Below are 19,893 nucleotides of genomic sequence, written 5' to 3'. Positions count from 1 at the left end.
CGCCGTTATGAACCTTAATCCCCTGCCTTCCGGTTTCGACTTTCGCGTTCGCCCGCTCGCCGTTGGCGTTGCCCTGCTGTCTGCGGGAATGGTCCCCGCGCCGGCGCTGGCCCAGGCCATCGACTACGGTGCGCTGGAAGATCTGTTCCAGGAGCCGGTGACCACCAGCGCGACCGGCTCCCCTCAGCGCAGCACCGAGGTGCCGGCGGACATGGAGATCATCTCCGCCGAAGATATCCGCCGTTCCGGCGCGACCGATATCCCGGAACTGCTGCGCCAGGTCCAGGGGGTGGATGTCTGGCGGCACAGCTTCGCCGCGGTAGACGCCACCGTGCGCGGGTATAACCGCCCGTATTCCCAGCGCCTGCTGGTGCTGATCAACGGTCGCCAGGTTTACAAGGACTACTGCGGCTATACCAGCTGGGGCGCACTGCCGGTCAATCTCTCCGAGATCCGTCAGATCGAGGTGGTCAAGGGCCCCAACGCGGCGCTGTTCGGTTTCAACGCGGTCGGCGGCGTGGTCAACATCATCACCTACAGCCCGCTCTATGACGATCACAACAACGTGACCGTGCGCGCCGGCAATCACGGGTATCAGGAGGTTTCGCTCACGCACACGGCGCAATTCGGGGACGTCGGCGGGGCCCGGGTCTCGCTGGGCGGCTACGGTGCCGACGAGTTCGACACCGATGCGCACCCGGTGGACGAACCCTTTCGGCTCGATCGTTCGCGCCGCCGGCACGCGGCCGTCGATACCCTCTTCCAGGTCAGTGATCGGACCCAGGTGGGCATCGAAGCCACTACCGTTCGTACGGACCAGACCAACCTGCTGCCGTTCTATGGTCTGACCCAGGCGAAGTACGACAACCAGTCGCTGCGGGTCAACCTGGGAGCCGACACCGACTTCGGCCTGATCGAGGCGACGGCCTATCAGAACGTCACCCACGTGGACATGAACAATGCGTTCATCGGCGACACCCAGATCGACAACCGCATTACCGTTGCGCGCGTCCAGAACCTGATCAAGCCCGCCAGCGATCACACCTTTCGCATGACCGGCGAGTTCCGCCGCAACGTCCTCTACAGCCTGCCGTTCGAGGGCGGCAAGGTGAGTTACGACGTCTGGGCTGCGGGCGGCATGTGGGACTGGCAGATGACCCCGCGCCTGACCCTGAACAATGCCGTGCGCTACGACCGACTGAGTTCGGGACGCAGTGGCAGGCTGCCCGATACCTGGCTGTACGAGCAGGATGACTACGACGTTACGCTCAACGAGGTCAGCTGGAACAGCGGTCTGGTCTTCCGCGCCACGGACAACGACACCTTCCGTCTGCTGGCGGGCAGCGGGGTCCAGCTGCCGTCGATGATCGAGGGGAGCTTCATGTTCCTGCTCGATCCCAACGATTACGGCATCACCCAGATGGGCAACCTCGCCGGGGGTGCCGGCAGCCCCGAGGTGGAGCCCACCCGTGTCACCAATGTGGCGCTGACCTGGGATCGGGAAATCCCGCAATGGGATGCCAGCCTCAAGACCTCGGTCTTTCACACCCGCAACAAGGACCTCAAGAGCGTCCCGGGGATTTACCCCGACACAATGGTCGATCAGGTCCCCTACGTGATGTTCACCAACGTGGGCGATTCCTCCGCCAGCGGCTTCGAGGTCGGTCTGAGCCGGACCACGCGCAACTGGATCATGGAGGGTAGCTACGCATACCTGCGCGTCAACGATGACCTCGACGATTCCGTCTACGGGCCGGACGGGAGCCCGGTCAAGGCCATCGACTACGAGGACAGCAGCTCGCGGCACAAGATCAACGCCCGTCTGGGTTACGCTACCGGCCCGTGGGAATTCGATCTCTACGGCAACTACGTCAGCGGATACTCCCTGCTGGAAAGCGGTGGAAGCCCGTTCGAGATGCGTGAAGTGGATGTTCCGAGCTACACCCTGTTCAGCGGGCGGATCGGGTACCAGTTCACCGACAACGCTTCGCTTGCACTGTCGGCGCAGGGCTTCAACACTTCCAGCCACCGCGAAAGCGCCGCGCCCGAAGTCGAGCGCCGCGTGCAGATGACCCTGTCGGTCAATTACTGAGAGCGAGAGCAGCCATGGGCAACCGGATCCTTCTGGTCGAAGACAACGAGATGAACCGCGACATGCTGTCGCGGCGCCTGACCCGCAAGGGCTTCGAGGTGACCACTGCCGAGGATGGTGCGACGGGGGTGCAGCTGGCGCGGGACGAACGCCCCGATCTGATCCTGATGGACATGAGCCTGCCGGTGATGGATGGCTGGGAAGCCAGCCGGACGCTCAAGGGGGAGGCGGATACGGCCGTCATCCCGATCATCGCCCTCACGGCGCATGCGATGACGGGTGATCGCGAGAAGGCCCTCGAGGCGGGATGCGATGACTTCGACACCAAACCGGTGGAGATGCCGCGGTTGCTGGAAAAGATCCATGCATACCTGGATGGCGCCGGAGCCTCCGCATGAGCACGGGTGTCGGGCCGGACGTCCGCCAGGCCTCCAGCCACGCCGACGACCCGCACGAAGCGATTGCCGAGGTGGCCGCCGGACTCGATGCCGCCGACGCCTCGGTGGTCTTTCTCTTCTGTTCCGCGCGCTATGACCGCAACGCCCTGGGCCGGGCCATTGCCCGGGCGTTCGCTGGCCGCCCGGTGGTGGCCTGCACCACGGCCGGCGAGCTGAGCGGCTCCACGGGCTACGTGGCCGGCAGCGTGACCGGGGCTTCGATCCGCTCGCCGCGTCTGCGGGTGGCCACCCGCCTGATCGCGCCGCTGGACGATTTTGACGCGACCCGGTCCACGGAAACCGTTCAGACGCTGGTGGACGAGGTGGCCACGGACGGCCTTGACCCGGAACGCCAGTTCGCACTGCTGCTGATCGACGGCCTGTCCATGCAGGAGGAGGCGGTGGCCGCCACGCTGCATGGCAGTCTTCACGGAGTGGGGTTGTTCGGCGGTTCGGCGGGTGACGAAATGCACTTCGAGGGTACCGCGGTGTATCACGACGGGGCCTTCCACGAGGGCGCGGCGGTCGTTGCGATGTTCGATTCCGGCCATCCGTTCCATCTGTTCCGGTTTCAGCATTTCGAGCCCACCGACATCCGCATGGTCACGACCGCCGCCGATCCGGCGTCACGCAAGGTCCACGAAATCGACGGCATGCCCGCGGCCGAGGCCTACGCGCGTGCGGTGGGGGTGGATCCCGCCGAGCTGGACGGCCATGTGTTCGCGCGCCACCCGGTGATGCTGCGGGTCGGCGGGGAATGGTATGTGCGCTCCATTCAGCAGGCTCTCCCCGATGGCAGTCTCACCTTCTACTGCGCGATCGACGATGGTCTGGTGCTGGCGCTCGGGAGGGGAGTGGATCTGGCCCGGAGCATCCGCGAGAGCTTCGACCGGCTGCGCGACACCCATGGCGAGCCCCGCTTCCTGCTGGCCTGCGACTGCATCTTCCGGCGCCTGGAACTGACCGGCCTCGATGCCCTGGAGGCCGGTTCGGAGGCGCTGCGCGGCCTGCCGTTGATCGGATTCAATACCTACGGCGAGCAGTTCCGCGGACTGCACGTCAACCAGACCCTGACCGGGGTCATGCTGGGGAACGATGAAAGCTGATCAGGAACACCGCATCCGGGAGCTGGAAGCGGAGCTCGAGCGCAAGGACCGCATCATCGCCGCACTGATGCGCCGGGTGGAACGGGCGGTGGACGATGCGGGCGACAGCTTCTCGCTGTTCGAGCGCAACGCCGCTCTGGAATCCACTGCGCGCGAGCGCATGGTGCAGCTGGAACAGGCCAATCACCGGCTGACGGATTCGGAGGAACGGCTGCGCCGGGTCTTCGACAACGTCCAGGAGATCCTCTTCGAGACCGACGGGGAGCGCCGGATCGTGATGCTTAACCCGGCCTGGGAGCGCATTACGGGGATTCCCGCCGCCCGCTGTCTGGGCCGCGACTGGATCGAGATCCTGCATTCCGAGGACCGCGACAAGGGTCTGGCCCGCTGCGCGCCGTTCATGGAAGGCAGCACGGCGGACTGCACCGAGACCCTGCGCATCACCTGCGAGGACGGCAGCGTGCGCTGGATGGACGTGCGCATGGCACGGTCGACCGACCGCGACGGGAACACGGTGGGGACCATCGGCACCATGGCCGACGTGACCCGTCAGCACGAGGCGGTGGAACAGATCCGCCAGGCGCGGGAGGCCGCCGAGGCTGCCAATCAGGCCAAGAGCGCCTTCCTCGCCAACATGAGCCATGAATTGCGCACCCCGCTGAACGCCATCATCGGTTACGCCGAAATCCTCAGTGAGGAGGCCGGGGATGCGGGTGTCGGCGAGCTCGCCGGTGACGCGGACAAGATCATCAGCGCCGGTCGCCATCTGCTGTCCCTGATCAACGACATCCTCGACATCTCCAAGATCGAGGCCGGGCGCATGGATCTCTATCTCGAGGATTTCAGTCTGGCCCCCGAGATTGACCAGGTGCTCGCGACCGTACGCCCCCTGGTCGAGTCCCGTGGCAACGAGCTGCGGCTCGAGAACGGGACGCGACACGAAACCATTCATGCGGACCTGACCAAGCTGCGGCAGATCCTGTTCAACCTGCTGTCGAACGCCGCCAAGTTCACCGACCACGGCGAGATCCGCCTGACCGTGCGGGACGGCGAGGACGACGCGCTGGAATTCGAAATCCGGGATACCGGGATCGGAATTACCGAGGAACAGCTCGCGCGCCTGTTCCAGCCGTTCACCCAGGCCGATGCGTCCACCACGCGCAAGTACGGCGGTACGGGCCTCGGACTCTCCCTCAGCCGGCATTTCGCCCGGATGATGGGCGGTGACATCGAGGTCAGCAGCGAACCCGGTGAGGGCTCGACCTTCGTGGTGCGCCTGCCGCTGCAGGGTGAGGTACCCGGCGCCGGCCGGGATGCCTCCGGCTCCGCCGCGGTGGCACCACCGTCCGGGCGAAGCTGCCGCCCCGGGCATGTACTGGTGATCGACGACGATGCCAGCGTGCGCGACCTGATCCGGCGCAGCCTGGCCACGGAAGGCTACGAGGTGACGCTGGCCACCGGGGGCGAGGAAGGGCTGCGCCTGGCCCGCGAGCAGCGCCCGGACCTGATCACCCTGGACGTGATGATGCCCGCCATGGACGGCTGGGCGGTGATGACCGCGCTGAAAAACGACCCCGACACCCGCGACATCCCGGTCATCATGCTGAGCATGCTGCGCGACCGGGATATGGGGTTCATGCTGGGGGCGGCCGACTATGTCACCAAGCCCGTAGAACGGCATTACCTGCTCGAGGCCGTCGGTCGGCAGATGCCCCCGCCCTGCGCCTGGGGCGCAACCCCGGAGACCTGCGAACGATCGCCGGGCTGCGGCTGTACCTGCACGGTCCTGGTGGTCGAGGACGATGCCGAGACCCGCGAAATGATCCGTCGCCAGCTCGACTGCGAGGGCAGCCGGGTGATCGAGGCCGAGGACGGCCAGGCGGGGCTGCGCCGTCTCGAGGAACGGGACGGCCGGGTCGATCTCATTCTGCTCGACCTGATGCTCCCGGGCATGGATGGTTTCGCCTTTCTCGACCAGCTGCAGCGTCACGAGCGCTGGGGGGGGATTCCGGTGCTGGTGCTTACTGCCCGGGATCTTTCCGCCGCGGAACGCGGCCGGCTGCTGGAGCGGGTGGAGGACATCTTCCAGAAGGGGGCTGTCAGCCGTGAGGACCTGCTGGCGGCCATCCATTCCCACGTCGACCGCCATGCCTCCGCCAGCAACACGGATCACGGGCAATGAACGTGGCGAACACCAATATCCGTCATGACCTGCGCACGCCGGTGAACCACATCATCGGTTACGCCGAGATGGTCCAGGAAGACCTGGAGGATGCCGGCATCGATGGTGGTTCGGGGCAGCAGTTGAGCGCCCTGGTGCAGAAGGCCCACGAGCTCCTCGAGCAGGTCAATCGCATTCGCACTCCGGAGGAAGGCGGGCCGCCGCTGGAAGACCAGTTTGCCGAATGGACCGACGTGCTGTCCGATCTGACCCGGCTGCATTCCGATGTCCGCGCCGCAGTTCCGGAGGCCGGGGCCGGGAGCCTGCACGGAGATCTCGACAAGATCGGAGACGCCATCAACCATCTGGCCGATATGGTGCGTGCCGGCAGTCGTACGCGTCTTGCCGATCCCGATCCCGGCCCCGAGGCCTCCGGGCCCGGCGATGCCACGGGCGCTTCATCCGACGCCCCGCCCGGGGAAGCGCCGGAAGACGCGCCGCGGATCCTGGTGGTCGACGACAATCGTTCCAACCTCGAGATTCTCGCCCGGCGTCTGGAGCGCGAGGGGTATCGCGTGTCGGCGGTGACCAGCGGCTTCCACGCCCTGGCCCGGCTGGGTGATGAAACCTTCGACCTGATCCTGCTGGACGTGGTCATGCCGGACATGGATGGCCAGGAGGTGCTGGACCGGGTGCGCCGCAAGTACGGCCCGACCGAATTGCCAGTGATCATGGTCACCGGACTGTACAACAGCGACAGCATCGTCCAGGCCCTCAATGCCGGGGCCAATGACTACGTCACCAAACCGGTGGACTTCCCCGTGGCCCTGGCGCGCATCCGCACGCATCTCCAGCTGGGCGAGCTGGCGCGTGATCTGGCCGCGGCCAACGAGCGGCTGTTCCGGTATTCCTACATGGACGGTCTGACCGCGATCCCCAATCGGCGGCATTTCGACGAACACTATGCCCGCGAGTGGGATCGTGCCCGGCGGGAGTCGCTGCCCATTGCCGTGGTCCTGATGGACATCGACTACTTCAAGCCCTTCAACGACTACTACGGCCACGAGGCCGGCGACCGGGTCCTCAAGGAAGTGGGGCGCGCCCTGGACGCGACCCCGCGGCGCAGTTCCGATCTGGTCGCCCGCTACGGCGGCGAGGAATTCGTGGCGGTGCTCCCGGGTGCGGAACAGAGCGATGCCCGCGACTTCGCCGAGCGCCTGCGGGCGTCGGTGGAGGCCCTGGAGCTGGAACACAGCCAGTCCGGTGCTGCCGCGCATGTGACGCTGAGCGTGGGCGTCGCCGGGGAGCGGCCGGTCACGGGCGGTGACGAGGCGGACGACCGGCGCCGTCAGCTGCTCCTGCGCGCGGACGAGGCCCTGTACGAGGCGAAAGAAGGCGGGCGGAACCAGGTCCGCTGTGCGCCCGATCCGGCATAGGGGGGCAGGCGGGCCCCGGCTTGTGTCCCCCTGCAAACATGCAGGTAAGTTCGCGCGGTCCGGCTGCTACACTTCGGGAAGGCGTCGGCGGCTGCGGGCGACCTGCCACCGAGGGAGAGAAAAAGGGGAATCATGAACGAGACAACCAGTACGACCGGCGTGCGCGAACTCATCGAGCCGGTTTATCGCGGCAAGTTCTGGATGCAGCTGATCGGGGTCATGCTGATCCTGTCCGGGGTGCTCACGGCCCTGTCGATCATCGGCATCATCGTGGCCTGGATCCCGATCTGGGCCGGCGTGGTGCTGATGCAGGCAGCCGGCAGCTTCACCCGGGCCTACGAGCGCGATGACGAGCTGGAGGCGAAGAATGCCATGGGCCGGCTGCGAACCCACTTCACCATCATGGGCGTGCTCCTGCTGGTCTACATCCTGCTGATGGTGCTGGGTGTCCTGTTCGGCATCGGCGCGGGGATGATGGGCATGAGCGAGCTTCAGGGCATGTAATCCGGGCAGTCGGGCCGCCGGCCGCGGCCCATTGCCTTTTGCGGCCCGTCGTCATAGCTTCTCCGGTATGTCCATCGTCCAGACCGGAGGTTCGTGATGACCCGCTCGCCAGCCGTGCTGTTCGCCGTTTCGCTTGTGCTTCCCGTTCCCGCGCTGGCCGGGCCGGATGCCGGCGAAGCGGAAGCCGATGCCTTCACGCGTGCCTACGCGGATTCCTGTCTGAGCGGAGTGAGCGATCTGGAGGCACTGCGGGCCGAACAGGACGAGGACGATCTGCTGCGTCCGGAGGTGGCCGCGCCGTTTCTGGGCGGGCAGGAAGGCGACGCCTGGCGTCTGGAGTCAGAGGCCGGGCGTTTCGTGCTGGCCCTTCCCGACGGTGACACGTTCTGTGCGGTGCACGCGCGTCGCGCCGATGTCGAGCATGCGCACGAGGCGTTCGTGCGTCTGATCTCGGAGGCCCCGGACCCGATCGAAGCCCGCGAGGTTAGCGATGACACCCGCGAGGTGCCGGGGCGCGGCCCGACGCGAACCGTATCCTGGGAATGGGCGGTGCCCGAAGCCCCTCTCAAGCAGCTGTTCACCCTGACCCTGGCCCCGGCCGACGATGACGGCCGGGGCCAGCTGATGGGGTCGGCGGCCCTGGTGACCACCGACGACGACTGATCCGCTCCGGGGCCGTTGCTCACCCCGGGGCACACTGACAACACCCATCAAAGGAAGGGAGTCATTATGGCAAGTGGACTGGCGAAGGCCGGCGTGGCCGTCGGTGTCGTGGTACTGGGCGGAGCGGCCTGGGCGGGCGGTGATCGTCTGGTTCAGGCGCATGCGCAGGACAGCCTGCAGGAGGCGCTCGACCGCTTCGAGGCGGATGCCGCGGCGGTGGACGAGTTCGACGTGATCCGGCTCGCTTATGACCGGGATGCGGGGACGGTCGATTATCGCTTCCGCTATCGCCCGGAGTCCGACAACCCGCTGCACGAGCCGCTGGCGGAGCTTCAGGGCACGCCGGAGCCGAGCGTGAGTGCCAGTGGTCGCATGGAGGTCGAGGATTACGGCCTCGCCCGCTGGGTCAGCGGCCAGCCGTTCCGCGCGGCCGGCACGCTGCCGTGGGCCGAAGCCGTGGCGGCCGACCTGCCCGCACTGGAGCAGGATCACTGGGCCACGCTGGAGTTCGCCCATCGCCCCGGGGGCGACACCCGGATCCACCTGCAGGGCACCGGTTATGACGGCGATCTGCTGATGGCCGGCCAGCATCGCATCGGTGAGCTGTCCTGGGACGCCTGGGAGGCCTCCGCGCAGATCGCGGGCGAGGCCGGTCTGCAGGCGCTGCACGCCGAGCTGCCCCGGGCCTGGATCGGCGTGCCGGGCGAGATGGATCTGCGGATCGACGGCCTGCGCATGCGCGGCGACAACCTGGTCATCGTCGATTCGCTGCTGGTGGAGGGCGATTCCGAACTCGCGCTGGACGGGATCGAGGGTGAGTTCGACGACGAGTCTTTCCGCATGCGCGACCTGCGTCTGGCGGGGGTGACCCGCGAGACCGACGGTCGTTCGCGCAGTGACCTGAGTCTGGAGCTGGGCGAGACCCGGGCGGAAGGCCTGACCGGTCTGCAGCAGTTCCACGCCGAGCTGCATCTGGACCTCGATGCCGCCTCCGTCCGCGAGGCCGGGCGTCTGGGCCGCGAAGTCGAAGCCGGCCTGCATGCGCTGGAGGATGTGGACGCCCTGTATCAGCAGTGGCTGATGGATACCGCCTCGCACGGCGCCGCCCTGGAGCTGCGGGAACTGCGGGTGGTGGACGCCCGGGGCGATGCCCTGGACGGCAGCCTGACGCTGCGGGCCGGCGAGATCCCGCCAGCCGCCTGGCAGGGCCCGGGATTGCTGGAGTATCTGTCGGGTTCGTTGCAGGCGGGCGTGGACCGGGGGCTCATCCGTACCTCGGTGCGCGAGGACATGGCCCTGCGTGAGCCGCATCGGCCGGCGGCGGAGGTGGAGCGCGAGGCCGAGGAGATCGTGGCCATGCTGATGCAGGGCGCGCGCGAGTTCCCGCTGTTCACGGTGGAGGATGACCGGGTCCGGCTGGACGTCGAGGTCGCCGAGGGCATGATCGTGGTCGATGGCGAGCCGATGATGGCGGTCACCGACCTGATGATGCTGCTGCAGGGATAGCGATCAGGCGATCTGGTATTTCTTCATCCGGTAGAGCAGGGTGTCGCGGGTCAGCCCCAGCAGGCGGGCGGCCCGCGACCGGTTGCCCGCGGTCTGTTCCAGGGCCTGGCGGATCAGGTCCATCTCCAGGCGCTCCAGGCTGAGCCCTCCCGGCGGGATCACGAACGGCCCGCCGGCCTGGTCGTGCGGGGTCTGCAGCCAGGCATCGGGCAGATCGCCCGGGTTGATCTCGGCACCGCTCATGAAGATTACGCAGCGCTCGACCAGGTTCTTCAGCTCGCGCACGTTGCCGGGCCAGGGCCACTGGCCGAGCCAGCGCAGCAGTGCGGGCGTGAACCGCGGCGGTTCCACGCCGTGGTGTTCCGCCAGTGTGACGCGAAAGTGTTCGGCCAGGCGGCGCACGTCTCCCTGGCGGCTGCGCAGTGGCGGCATCTCCAGCGGCACCACCTGCAGGCGATAGTACAGGTCGGCGCGGAAACGCCCGTCGGCCACGCGCTGCTGCAGATCCTGGTGGGTCGCGGCGATCACGCGAACGTCGATCTGTTCCGCCTCGGCCGCGCCCAGCGGCTGGCATTCCCCGTTTTCCAGAAAGCGCAGCAGCTTGGCCTGGGCCCCGGCCGGGAGTTCGGCGATCTCGTCGAGCAGCAGCGTGCCGCCATGTGCCTGGCGCACCAGCCCCGGTTGATGGTCGTTCGCGCCGGTGAAGGCCCCGCGGCGGTGGCCGAACAGTTCGGATTCGACCAGCTCTTCGGGCAGGGCCGCGCAGTTCACCGTGATCAGCGGTCCGTCCGGGCGCCGACTGCGGGCATGGATGTGGCGCGCCAGGTGTTCCTTGCCGGTTCCGCTCTCGCCCAGCACCAGTACCGTGGCATCGGTGGCCGCTACCATGCTGGCCTGACGCAGCACGGCCTGCAGCTCGGGCGAGCTCCCAACGAAATGTTCGGCGGTATTTTCGGCTGATTCGACCAACATCTCCTCCCGGCCGCCAGGCGCTTGCGGCATGACTGCATAGCCTGCCCCAGAGTCCGTGCCCGGGCAAGGGACTCCGTACGCGTCCGGTTCGCAACTGCGGCGTTTCACCCCTCCGCTGTGGCAAATCCCGCACCGGTCCCGGGGGCTGCCGTGTGTGCGTGGCGGTTCCGGCCACCTCCGGTGGTGCTCCCAATGGTGCTTCGGGCGCCGCAGTCCGCCATTCCGGTTTCCCGATCCTTGTTGGTGCCCGTACCTGGCCCCTACCTGGCCCGGTGCTTGCTGGCGAGTCGGTCGCACGACACCAATGACAAGAACAAGGACGGAGAGAAATCATGAAGCATTTGCATGGATTCCGGTGCCGCTGGATCCCCCTGGCGATCGCCGGTGCCGCGGCCGCGCCCGTGGCGGCCGCAGGGCCTTCTGCGCCGCAGGCCGGGGATCCGGCGCGGCTGGCCCCGGTGGTGGTAACGGTTCCCGCCATGGAGGGGCCCGGGCGGGTCAGTACCGATCCGCGCCAGCCCCGGCTTCCGTTGCCGGCGCATGATGGCGGGGCGTATCTGGCCTCCATCCCCGGATTCGTGACCAGCCGCAAGGGCGGTACCAGTGGCGATCCGGCCCTGCGAGGCCTGGGAGGCTCGCGACTGTCGCTGCTGCTGGACGACGATCCGGTGCTGGGCGGCTGCGGCGGGCGCATGGACCCGCCCACGGCGTATGCCTATCCGCAGGCCTTTGACCGCATCGAGGTGAGCAAGGGTCCGCAGAGCGTGCGGCACGGTGCCGTGTCGGGCGGTACGGTGCGTTTCGAGCGGGACGCGCCGGTGTTCACGGAGGCCGGGGAGGTCACCGGATTCGCGGGCCTGACCGTCGGGCGTTTCGATCGCACCGACCTGGTGGCGGACGTGGCGACCGGGTCCTCAGCGGGCTATCTGCGTGCCATCGGCACCTTCTCGGATCAGGACGATTACCGCGACGGCGATGGCAACGAGGTCCACTCGCGGTATTCCCGCTGGAGTGGCACCGGGATCGCCGGCTGGCGCCCTGACGAGCAGACCCTCATTGAGTTCACGTATGACCGTTCCGACGCCGAGGCCGCTTACGACGACCGTGGCATGGACGGCGTGCGCTTCGACCGCACCGGCTACAGCCTTGCGCTTACCCGCGATGATCTCGCGCCCTGGTTCGAGACCCTGGAGGCGCGGGTCTTCCGCAACGAGATCGACCATGTCATGGACAACTACACCCTGCGGGAGCCTCCGGGCATGCCCATGGTCAGCTACCCCGAACGCATCACCGAAGGGGCGCGGGTGGCCGGGGATTTCCGGCTGCCGCGGGACATGGCCCTGCACGCCGGGTTCGATTACAGCCGCAACCGCCACAGCGGGAACCGCCTGATGGGGCCGGACGCCTTCGGGTGGCGCGATGTCGCCCGCGAGGATACCGCGCGATTCCGCGACGCAGGGGTGTTCGGCGAACTCGAGATCCCGCTGGATGCGCGGCGCCGCGTGGTGAGCGGCCTGCGGGTTGACCGGACCCGGGCCGAGGCGCAGCGCGACGGCTTTGGTGGCGCCAGCGACGGCGACCGCGAGCGCGCGACCGCCACCAGCGGTTTCCTGCGCTATGAACAGGAGCAGGCGCAGCGGCCGCTGGCCTGGCACGTCGGTGTCGGGCGTTCGGAGCGTGCGGCGGATTTCTGGGAGCGCCGGCGGGTGTTCGATCTGGATACCGAGGTCCTGACCCAGCTGGATGCGGGCATTGCCTGGAGCGGGCCGCGCCTGCGTGCCTCGCTGTCCGGTTTCTACGGCGAGTTCGATGACTACATCCTGGTGGCGCAGCCCGGGGATCGCACGCGCAACGTGGGCGCCCGGACCTGGGGCTTCGAAGCGGACGGCGCCTGGGAGATGACGTCGGCGTGGACCTTGAACGCGAGTGCCGCCTGGGTGCGTTCGGAGAACACCACGGACGACGTGCCCCTGGCGCAGACCCCGCCGGCGGAGGCGACGCTGGGCGCGGAGTATGCGTCCGGGATGCATTTCGGCGGGTTGCAGGTGCGCGGCGTGATGCGTCAGGACCGCATCCACGAGGATCACGGTACGATCTACAGCCTGGACACCGGAGAGACCTCGGGCTTTGCCACCGTCGCGCTGTACGGCGGGGTGGAGCTGTTCGGGAACTCGCAGCTGACCGTGGGCGTGGACAACCTGTTCGATCGCACCTACAGCGAGCATATCCAGCGCGGCAGTGCCGAACTGGGAGCGGCCACCCGGCCGGTCAACGAACCCGGGCGGACCGTCTGGGCCCAGTGGAACGTGGAATTCTGAGAGAGGGAGACATAAGCAATGACCAACATCTCGCAATATCAACGCCCCGGGCGGCTGGCCCTGGCCGGTGCCGTATTCCTGGCACTGGCTGCCACCGGCGTGACGGCCGGAGAACATGCGCATGGCGCGGACGAGACTTTCGCCTGCGACTGTCCGGAGGGCCTGGAAATCGTGTCCGAGCCCTGGGTGCGCATGATGCCGCCGGGCATGGGCTCGACCGCGGCGTATCTGACTCTTGCCAACCATACCGACGAGGACGTCGAGCTGGTCCGGGGCGAATCGCCGGTCGCCGGGGTCACCGAGCTGCACGACCACGTGCAGGATGACGCGGGCGTGATGCGCATGCGCGAGGTCGAGGCCATCACCATCCCGGCCGGCGGGAAGACCGCGCTGGAGCCGGGTGGCCTGCACGTGATGCTGATCGATCTGCATGAACCGCTGGAGCGGGATCAGCGTGTGTCGGTCACCCTGGAGACGGCCGAGGGCGAAACCGCGCGCTTCGACGCCACGGTGCGCGATGGTGGCGGGGCGCGCCATGGCCACGGGTCCGGCCACCACGGGCACTGAGGATTGATCCAGATCGTTGTGACCCTCCGGGGGGTGCGGGCATACTCCATCCCGTATGTCCATTCACGGGGGGAGCATGAACGAGCATTCCGAGGGACGGGGCGAGGGCCGCGACCGTAACGGCCCGCAGGGCACCATGCTGTTTCAGCGCGGCGAACTGCCCGAGGCCCCGCCGGAGCCCGCCGGCACCGAGGTCGAGGAGAGTGACCTGCCGGTGCTGGTGGGGGTCGCCGAGCCGTTCAAGCAGCAACGCCTGCTCATGCGCCCCGGCCGCCATTCGCTGGGGCGTCAGTCCGACAACGACATCGTCCTGCAGGAGCCGAGCGTGTCTTCCCAGCACGCCTGGGTCATCAACGAGGACGGCGAATGCCGGGTGATGAACCTGCTCTCCACCAATGGCACCTGGGTCAATGGCGAGCGGGTGCACGAGGCCACGCTCAGGGAGGGCGACCGCGTGCGCTTCGGCGGGGCCGAATTCGTGTTTCATCACCGGGATCATGCCGGGGCGGGTCTGCCTCTGGCCGGCCGCCGTCCGCGCTGGCGGGTCTGGCTGGCGGGCGGTGCCGCGGTGCTGGTGCTGGCGGTGCTGGTGCGGATCGGGCTGGAGGTCCTGGCCTGATCCATGCGCCGCTTCGGCCGGTATGAAGTTGGCGAGGAGCTGGGCCGCGGCGCGATGGCGACGGTCCATCAGGGGTATGACCCGCAGATCCGTCGGACCCTGGCCATCAAGATCCTGCATGACGACTACGCCTGCGATCCGGAATACCGCCAGCGCTTCCTGACCGAGGCCCGTGCCGCGGGTACCCTGACCCACCCGGGTATTGTCACGGTCTTCGACGTGGGCGAAGCCGAGGGCCGGCCGTTCATCGCCATGGAGCTGGTGGAGGGGCAGACGCTGGATGCCTACGCCGAACAGTTCCGTCCGCTGCTGCTGCGCAATTTTCTCAAGGTGGCGCAGCAGCTGGCCGAGGCGCTGGACTATGCTCACCGCCATGGCGTGATCCACCGGGACATCAAGCCGGAAAACATCCTCGTCACCAGTGCCACGGTCAACATCAAGGTGATGGATTTCGGCATTGCCGAGACCCTGTTCGATCCGGAGTGGCACGCGGATGACTATGCTGCATCGGCCGGCACGCCGCACTACATGGCCCCGGAACTGATCCGCGGTGGGGATGCCGACGGCCGCAGCGATCTCTGGTCGATGGGGGTGGTGCTCTACGAATTGATGACCGGGCACCGACCGTTCCTGGACGGTGACACCGGACGGGTCCTGCGGCGCGTGCTGGAAGAGCCGGTACCGGAACCACGCCCCATCATCCGCGACTGCCCCGAGGACCTGGTCGCGGTGGTGCGGCGGCTGCTGGAACACGATCCCTCCCGGCGTTATCAGTCGGCCGCGGAGCTGCTGGTGGATCTGCAGCGCATCGACGAGGAGCGCGCCGAGCGCGAGCGGGTCGGGGCCGGACGGCGGATCGTGCCCCTGCGCCTGCGCTGGACCGCCGTGATGGGGGCTCTGGTCGCGGTCACGCTGGCGGTGGGTGCCTTTCTGGTGCAGCAGAAACAGAACGAGGTGATGACCGACCTCGCTTTCGATTACGGTTCCACGCTCGCGGGCACCATCGCGGTGGAGAGCGCCGAGGACCTGCTGCTGGAGGATTCCATCGCGATGCAGGCGCGCCTGCGCGACATGCAGGCCAATCGCGAGATCGAACTGCTGTCCGTCAGCGACCGGCACGGACGTATCGTCGCCAGCTCCGACCCGGACGCGCCGGGCGAGCCGCGCAACGAGCCGCCGGCCGAGGATCTTCTGCTCTCGCGCGAGGGGCGCACGGTATGGTCCACCGCCGGTCCGGACGGTAACGACGTGTTCCTGTTCGAGGCGCCGGTGCGGTTCCAGGATTTCGAACTGGGGCATCTGCAGGTCGCGCTCAGTACCTCTTCGCTGCAGGAAGCGGGGCGCACCACCATGATGGCGCTGCTCATGCTGACGGTGGTGACCGTGCTGGCGGTGCTGCTGGGCGTCTATGTCTTTGCCCGGCGCCTGCAGGTGCCGATGGAGACCCTGCGCGGCGCGCTGGACCAGATCGCCCAGGGGCGGCTGGATACCCGCATCCGGGTGCGGCGGCGGGACGACTTCGAACGGGTCTTCTCCGCCTGCAACGCCATGGCGGATTCGCTGGAAGCGCGGGTCAAGCGGGCGGCCGCGGACCCGGCGCCGTCGGGGCACAAGGACGATACCTCCGCCACGCGGACCATGCCAGTGGCTCCACCGGAACGGCCGCCCGGTGCGGACCCGGGCAGCGACGAACGCGGCGGATAGTCCGCCGCGGTCCGGCCGCCGGCCGGTTACTCCATGTTCTCCAGGCGCCGCTGCAGCTCGCGGGCGCGCAGGCGATAGCCTTCCGCTGCGTCGAAGTCGGGATCGAGCTCGAGCGCGGCATCCCACAGCTCAATGGCCCGGTCGAGTTCCTGATTGCGGTAGTGGACGATCGCGGCGGAGTGCAGGGTCTCCGCTTCCGCGCGCCGCAGACGCGCCAGTTCGGTTCGTGCCGGTTCGCGCCCGGGTTCCGCCTCCAGCGCGCGTTCCAGCCAGTCCCTGGCCGCGTCCGCGTCGTCCCGGTCTCGCGCATCCAGGCCGCGCTGTTCGTAATGGGCCGCCGCGGCCTCCCGTTCCAGCGGGTCGAGCCAGTCGTCCCAGGCCTCATCGGGGGCGGCCTCACGGGCGGCCCGTGCGGTCTCGTAGGCCGCTTCGTGACGCCCGGCGTCGAGGTCGGCGCGGATGGTCATGCGGTAGGACTCCCCATGTTCGCGGGAGCCGTCTTCCGCGCCCGCACCCAGGGCCTGCAGCTGCTCGTCGAGATCGGGGGTGACACCAGGCTCGCCGGCGTCCTGGGGGTCGGCGGGCGGGGGAACCCGCAGCTGCTGACCGACGGTCAGGTGTTCCGGCCGCCGGATGTCGTTGAGCCGCGCCAGGATCACGAACTGCGTGGCGTCACCGGTGTAGCGCCTGGCGATCAGACCCAGGGTCTCCCCCGCCTCCACGGTATGCCGCGTCTCGCCGTCGGCGAGCAGCGTTTCCGGGTCTTCCGTGAGCTGACGCTGCAGCGAGCGCGCGGTGGGGTCCTCGGGGCGGGATTCCCGGAACCGCTCCAGCATGGTCTCCGCCCGGTCCCATTCGCCCGCCTGCAGCCGGCTCAGGATAGCAGCAAGGGTCGGCGGTGAGGCATGTTTTTCGTCCGACCGGGCCGCTTCCCGCGGTTCATCCGTCGCTTGCGGGTCCTGGGTCGGTTCCGGGTCTGCGTCCGGTTCCTGTTCCAGCATTGCACAGCCGCCCGTCAGGGACAGCAGGGACAACAGCAACAGCGAGCGGACGAAACGGGAGGGGGCCATCGGACGATCCATTATGTGAACTGCTTCACTGTTTATACAGTATACGGGTTCCGTGATTTCCGTTCATCCGCCGCCGACCGGCCAGAACAGGATCGCCAGCACCGCCAGCAGGATGATCCCGCCCAGCAGCGTCGATGGCACCAGCGACCCGCCCCGGTGGCGCAGGCGATCGAAGCCCCGGGGGGCGCCGCTGCGCCAGGCGGCCACGGCGATGTTGTCGCCGCGTGGGCCCCCGCGCCTGGCGGCTACCCGCACCGCCTCGTCGAGCCCGCCGGACAGGTCATCGGACACCAGCAGGCCCGCCATCTCTGTCGACTCGATCTGTTCCCAGAAGCCGTCGGTGCACAGCAGGAACGCGGAGTCCGGATGGCGTTTCGCGTGTCCGTGGTCCAGGCGCAGGCCTCCGGGCATGCCCAGCGCCGCGAGCAGGTGGTTCTGATCCGGGTGGGTGGCCATTTCCTGTTCGCGGATCATCCCGGCCTCGAACAGCTCCTGCACCCGCGAGTGGTCGCGGGTGCGTTCGATCAGGCGCGTGCCACGGAAATGCAGCAGGCGGCTGTCGCCGCAGTGCACCCACCACGCACCGGACTCATCCACGAACAGCACCACCAGGGTGGTCCCGGGCGGGGCGGTGTCGTCGGTGATTTCCGCGCGCAGGGCGTCGTGGGCCGCGCGGGCGACGGTTTCCAGCCAGCGGGCCGGACGCGTGGGCGTGCTGTTGCACTGCTCCCAGTGCGCCTCGATGGTGGCGATGGCGGTATGCGAGGCCCAGGCCCCGGCCGCGTGGCCGCCCATGCCGTCGGCGACGGCCAGCAGCGCGCGGCGACCGTCGTCGGAGACCCGGACGGTGACGGCATCCTGCTGTTCGGGGCGCGCCCCGATGTCGCTGGCGGAGGCGGTTTCCATGTCGAGTCCGGCGGGAGGGATGAAGACCCTGCCATGATGCCGGTTTCGGGGATTGCGGGACACCCCCGGGCGGGAGAGTACGAAACGGGTGAAACGGCCCCGGTGGCATCCGGGGCCGCGGAGGATCCGGACGGATCCGGGTGGGGTCAGTCGCTGCGGTGGATCTTGTCGGCGTTCATCTCGCGGCTCCACGGCAGGCCGGAGTTCTGCCAGCCGTTCTTCAGGCGGAAGCCGGCGCGTTCGCCTTCGCTGATGGCGTCGCCCTGGAAGCCGTTGACCACGTAACGGGCGTTGGGAAAGCCGTTCTCGCGCAGGAATGCCGCGCTGGGCTCTCCGCGTTCGCTGCCGGAGCGGCACATGGTGATGATCGTGGTGTCACGGTCCAGGCCGCGCTCGTCCAGCGCCGCGTCGATCTGGTCGACGAAGTCGGGGTTACGCGAGGGGTTGAAGCGGTTCTTCTCGTCATCCCAGTCGTGGCGGTCCACCAGCAGGAAGGGGATGTTGAGATCGACCTCGTCGGTGAAGCCCACGAACATGATCTCGACCGGGTCGCGGACATCGATGAACAGGATGTCATCGCCGTCTTCCTGCACCAGGTTGTAGGTCGCCTGCGGCGAGATCCCGAATTCGTGGACGTCGTCGGCCACGGCGGTGGCGGGCAGGGCGAGGGCCAGGCCCAGAGTCAGGGCGGCGAGGGTACGCTGCATGCTTCTCTCCAGTGTTTATTAGGGAATACTAATATACATGCAGCGCCGTGACCCCGGGAAAATGACCCGGCCCCCGAGGGGGTATGAGGCCGGGGCGGATCAGCCGGTCGCCCCCAGCCAGAATTCGATGGAACGCCCGAGGAATTCCTCGGAGGTCATGTAGTGCGAGCCGTCGCAGGAGAAGGTCAGGCTGACCATGCCGTTGAACAGGTTGAGCGACGCGGAACGCAGATACACGGTGTCGTCGGCGAAACGCAGGGTCCGCAGGCCGTCCAGCACCCGGCCGATGTCCCGTTGCGGGATCAGTGCCTCCTCCGGGTAGGGCTCGTGGGGGAAGGCCAGGCAGACATCCGGGTCGGCCAGCGACTCGTGGGTCAGGATGCGGTAGCGGTACGGATCCTCGGTGGTCCACAGGGTCGCGCGCGAGCTGGAGAAGTGGAACACGCCCTGGAACACGCCGCGTTCGGTGAACAGCTCCTCCAGGATGGCCAGCGCGGTGTCCATGTTGCGGTCCATCAGGCTTTCGGTGCGGCTCTGCTGGAACAGCGTGCCGCGGATCGACGGGTCGCCCTTGATCTGACGCCACTCGCTGGATTCCTCGTACAGGTCCTCCGACAGGTCCGGCAGGTTGCGCAGGTCGAAGTCCGCGCCGAGGAAACCCAGGGCCCGGCCGTTGTCGTCGCGGACGAGCTGCAGGGCGGTCAGCGACGGGCGCCGCCCCAGCAGGCTGATATAGGCCTCGGACAGCAGGAAACCATCGGCCGGCACGGCCTCCTTCATGTATGGCCGCTGCGAGCGGTCGCGGCCGAAGTGCTCGGGCAGCACGCCGCTGCGGGAGATGTTGTCGGACAGCTGGATCCCGCGGGTGTTGAGCGCGTACATGAATGTGGCCTCGGGGATCCGCCGGATCCCGTCCTCCAGGATCGAGTCCAGTTCTTCGCGCCGGGGCCAGGCCGGCACCAGGCGCGCCGCGATCCCGCTCAGCGGCTCATGCAGCCGCTCTTCCAGGTACTCCCGCTGGTGCTCGATGGCCTGTTTCAGTTCGTTCATGGTGCGTTTCCGATTCCTTTTGGTGCGCGCGCATTATCCCCGAACCGGGTTTTCACTGTCGTGACCGGCTCTCCC

17 protein-coding genes are annotated in these 19,893 nt (G+C 68.0%); 12 read left to right on the top strand and 5 right to left on the bottom strand.

Annotated features, from left to right (window positions below):
• The first annotated feature begins 7 nt into the window (after positions 1 to 7).
• The 8 genes from D893_RS03750 to D893_RS03715 all read left to right on the top strand — a co-directional run bounded on the left by D893_RS03750 (position 8) and on the right by D893_RS03715 (position 9,905).
• A complete protein-coding gene (locus tag D893_RS03750; RefSeq protein ID WP_244269174.1) occupies positions 8 to 2,092 on the top strand; it encodes a TonB-dependent receptor in 2,085 nt (694 codons plus the stop codon).
• A 14-nt stretch (positions 2,093 to 2,106) separates the two neighbouring features.
• A complete protein-coding gene (locus tag D893_RS03745) occupies positions 2,107 to 2,490 on the top strand; it encodes a response regulator (protein WP_018947303.1) in 384 nt (127 codons plus the stop codon).
• The gene (locus D893_RS03740; protein WP_077244027.1) at positions 2,487 to 3,635 is read left to right on the top strand and encodes an FIST N-terminal domain-containing protein; all 1,149 of its coding nucleotides are present in this window, start codon (positions 2,487 to 2,489) and stop codon (positions 3,633 to 3,635) included. The genes D893_RS03745 and D893_RS03740 overlap by 4 nt, the downstream gene beginning before the upstream one ends.
• A complete protein-coding gene (locus tag D893_RS03735) occupies positions 3,625 to 5,817 on the top strand; it encodes a response regulator (protein ID WP_110619173.1) in 2,193 nt (730 codons plus the stop codon). Before D893_RS03740 ends, D893_RS03735 begins: the two co-directional genes overlap by 11 nt.
• On the top strand, positions 5,814 to 7,232 hold the full coding sequence (locus D893_RS03730) for a diguanylate cyclase (RefSeq protein ID WP_018947306.1): 1,419 nt from the start codon (positions 5,814 to 5,816) through the stop codon (positions 7,230 to 7,232). The genes D893_RS03735 and D893_RS03730 overlap by 4 nt, the downstream gene beginning before the upstream one ends.
• A gap of 132 nt (positions 7,233 to 7,364) precedes the next feature.
• Entirely contained in the window at positions 7,365 to 7,736 is a 372-nt protein-coding gene (locus D893_RS03725) for a DUF5362 family protein (protein WP_018947307.1), read from the top strand.
• A gap of 96 nt (positions 7,737 to 7,832) precedes the next feature.
• A complete protein-coding gene (locus D893_RS03720) occupies positions 7,833 to 8,399 on the top strand; it encodes a hypothetical protein (protein WP_018947308.1) in 567 nt (188 codons plus the stop codon).
• A 66-nt stretch (positions 8,400 to 8,465) separates the two neighbouring features.
• Entirely contained in the window at positions 8,466 to 9,905 is a 1,440-nt protein-coding gene (locus D893_RS03715; RefSeq protein WP_110619172.1) for a DUF945 family protein, read from the top strand.
• 3 nt (positions 9,906 to 9,908) lie between these two features.
• Here D893_RS03715 and D893_RS03710 read toward each other — a convergent pair whose 3' ends face one another.
• A complete protein-coding gene (locus D893_RS03710; RefSeq protein WP_018947310.1) occupies positions 9,909 to 10,877 on the bottom strand; it encodes a sigma-54-dependent Fis family transcriptional regulator in 969 nt (322 codons plus the stop codon).
• 332 nt (positions 10,878 to 11,209) lie between these two features.
• On the opposite strand from D893_RS03710, the gene D893_RS03705 reads away from it, so the two are divergent.
• From D893_RS03705 to D893_RS03690, 4 genes are all read left to right on the top strand, one after another.
• Positions 11,210 to 13,195: a TonB-dependent copper receptor gene (locus D893_RS03705; RefSeq protein WP_018947311.1), complete on the top strand. Its 1,986-nt coding sequence runs from the start codon at positions 11,210 to 11,212 to the stop codon at positions 13,193 to 13,195.
• A gap of 18 nt (positions 13,196 to 13,213) precedes the next feature.
• Positions 13,214 to 13,762, top strand: a complete 549-nt coding sequence (locus D893_RS03700; RefSeq protein WP_110619171.1) for a copper chaperone PCu(A)C — start codon at positions 13,214 to 13,216, stop codon at positions 13,760 to 13,762.
• 76 nt (positions 13,763 to 13,838) lie between these two features.
• Positions 13,839 to 14,381 carry an FHA domain-containing protein gene (locus D893_RS03695; RefSeq protein ID WP_024328596.1) on the top strand — a complete coding sequence of 181 codons (543 nt, stop codon included), beginning with the start codon at positions 13,839 to 13,841 and terminating at the stop codon, positions 14,379 to 14,381.
• 3 nt (positions 14,382 to 14,384) lie between these two features.
• The gene (locus tag D893_RS03690) at positions 14,385 to 16,085 is read left to right on the top strand and encodes a serine/threonine-protein kinase (RefSeq protein ID WP_110619170.1); all 1,701 of its coding nucleotides are present in this window, start codon (positions 14,385 to 14,387) and stop codon (positions 16,083 to 16,085) included.
• 26 nt (positions 16,086 to 16,111) lie between these two features.
• On the opposite strand, the gene D893_RS03685 is transcribed toward D893_RS03690, so the two are convergent.
• The 4 genes from D893_RS03685 to D893_RS03670 form a co-directional block, all read right to left on the bottom strand.
• A complete protein-coding gene (locus tag D893_RS03685; RefSeq protein ID WP_110619169.1) occupies positions 16,112 to 17,155 on the bottom strand; it encodes a LysM peptidoglycan-binding domain-containing protein in 1,044 nt (347 codons plus the stop codon).
• Between the two features lie 63 nt (positions 17,156 to 17,218).
• On the bottom strand, positions 17,219 to 18,061 hold the full coding sequence (locus D893_RS03680) for a protein phosphatase 2C domain-containing protein (RefSeq protein WP_110619168.1): 843 nt from the start codon (positions 18,059 to 18,061) through the stop codon (positions 17,219 to 17,221).
• A 146-nt stretch (positions 18,062 to 18,207) separates the two neighbouring features.
• The gene (locus D893_RS03675) at positions 18,208 to 18,768 is read right to left on the bottom strand and encodes a rhodanese-like domain-containing protein (protein WP_018947316.1); all 561 of its coding nucleotides are present in this window, start codon (positions 18,766 to 18,768) and stop codon (positions 18,208 to 18,210) included.
• A 99-nt stretch (positions 18,769 to 18,867) separates the two neighbouring features.
• On the bottom strand, positions 18,868 to 19,818 hold the full coding sequence (locus tag D893_RS03670; protein WP_018868822.1) for a PDC sensor domain-containing protein: 951 nt from the start codon (positions 19,816 to 19,818) through the stop codon (positions 18,868 to 18,870).
• Positions 19,819 to 19,893: the final 75 nt, after the last annotated feature.

It is taken from the genome of Thioalkalivibrio sp. ALE21 (assembly GCF_003208255.1).
Taxonomy (GTDB): domain Bacteria; phylum Pseudomonadota; class Gammaproteobacteria; order Ectothiorhodospirales; family Ectothiorhodospiraceae; genus Thioalkalivibrio; species Thioalkalivibrio halophilus.
Note: the sequence above shows the minus strand (reverse complement) of the source record. Positions and strands in the feature narration are given on the sequence as shown.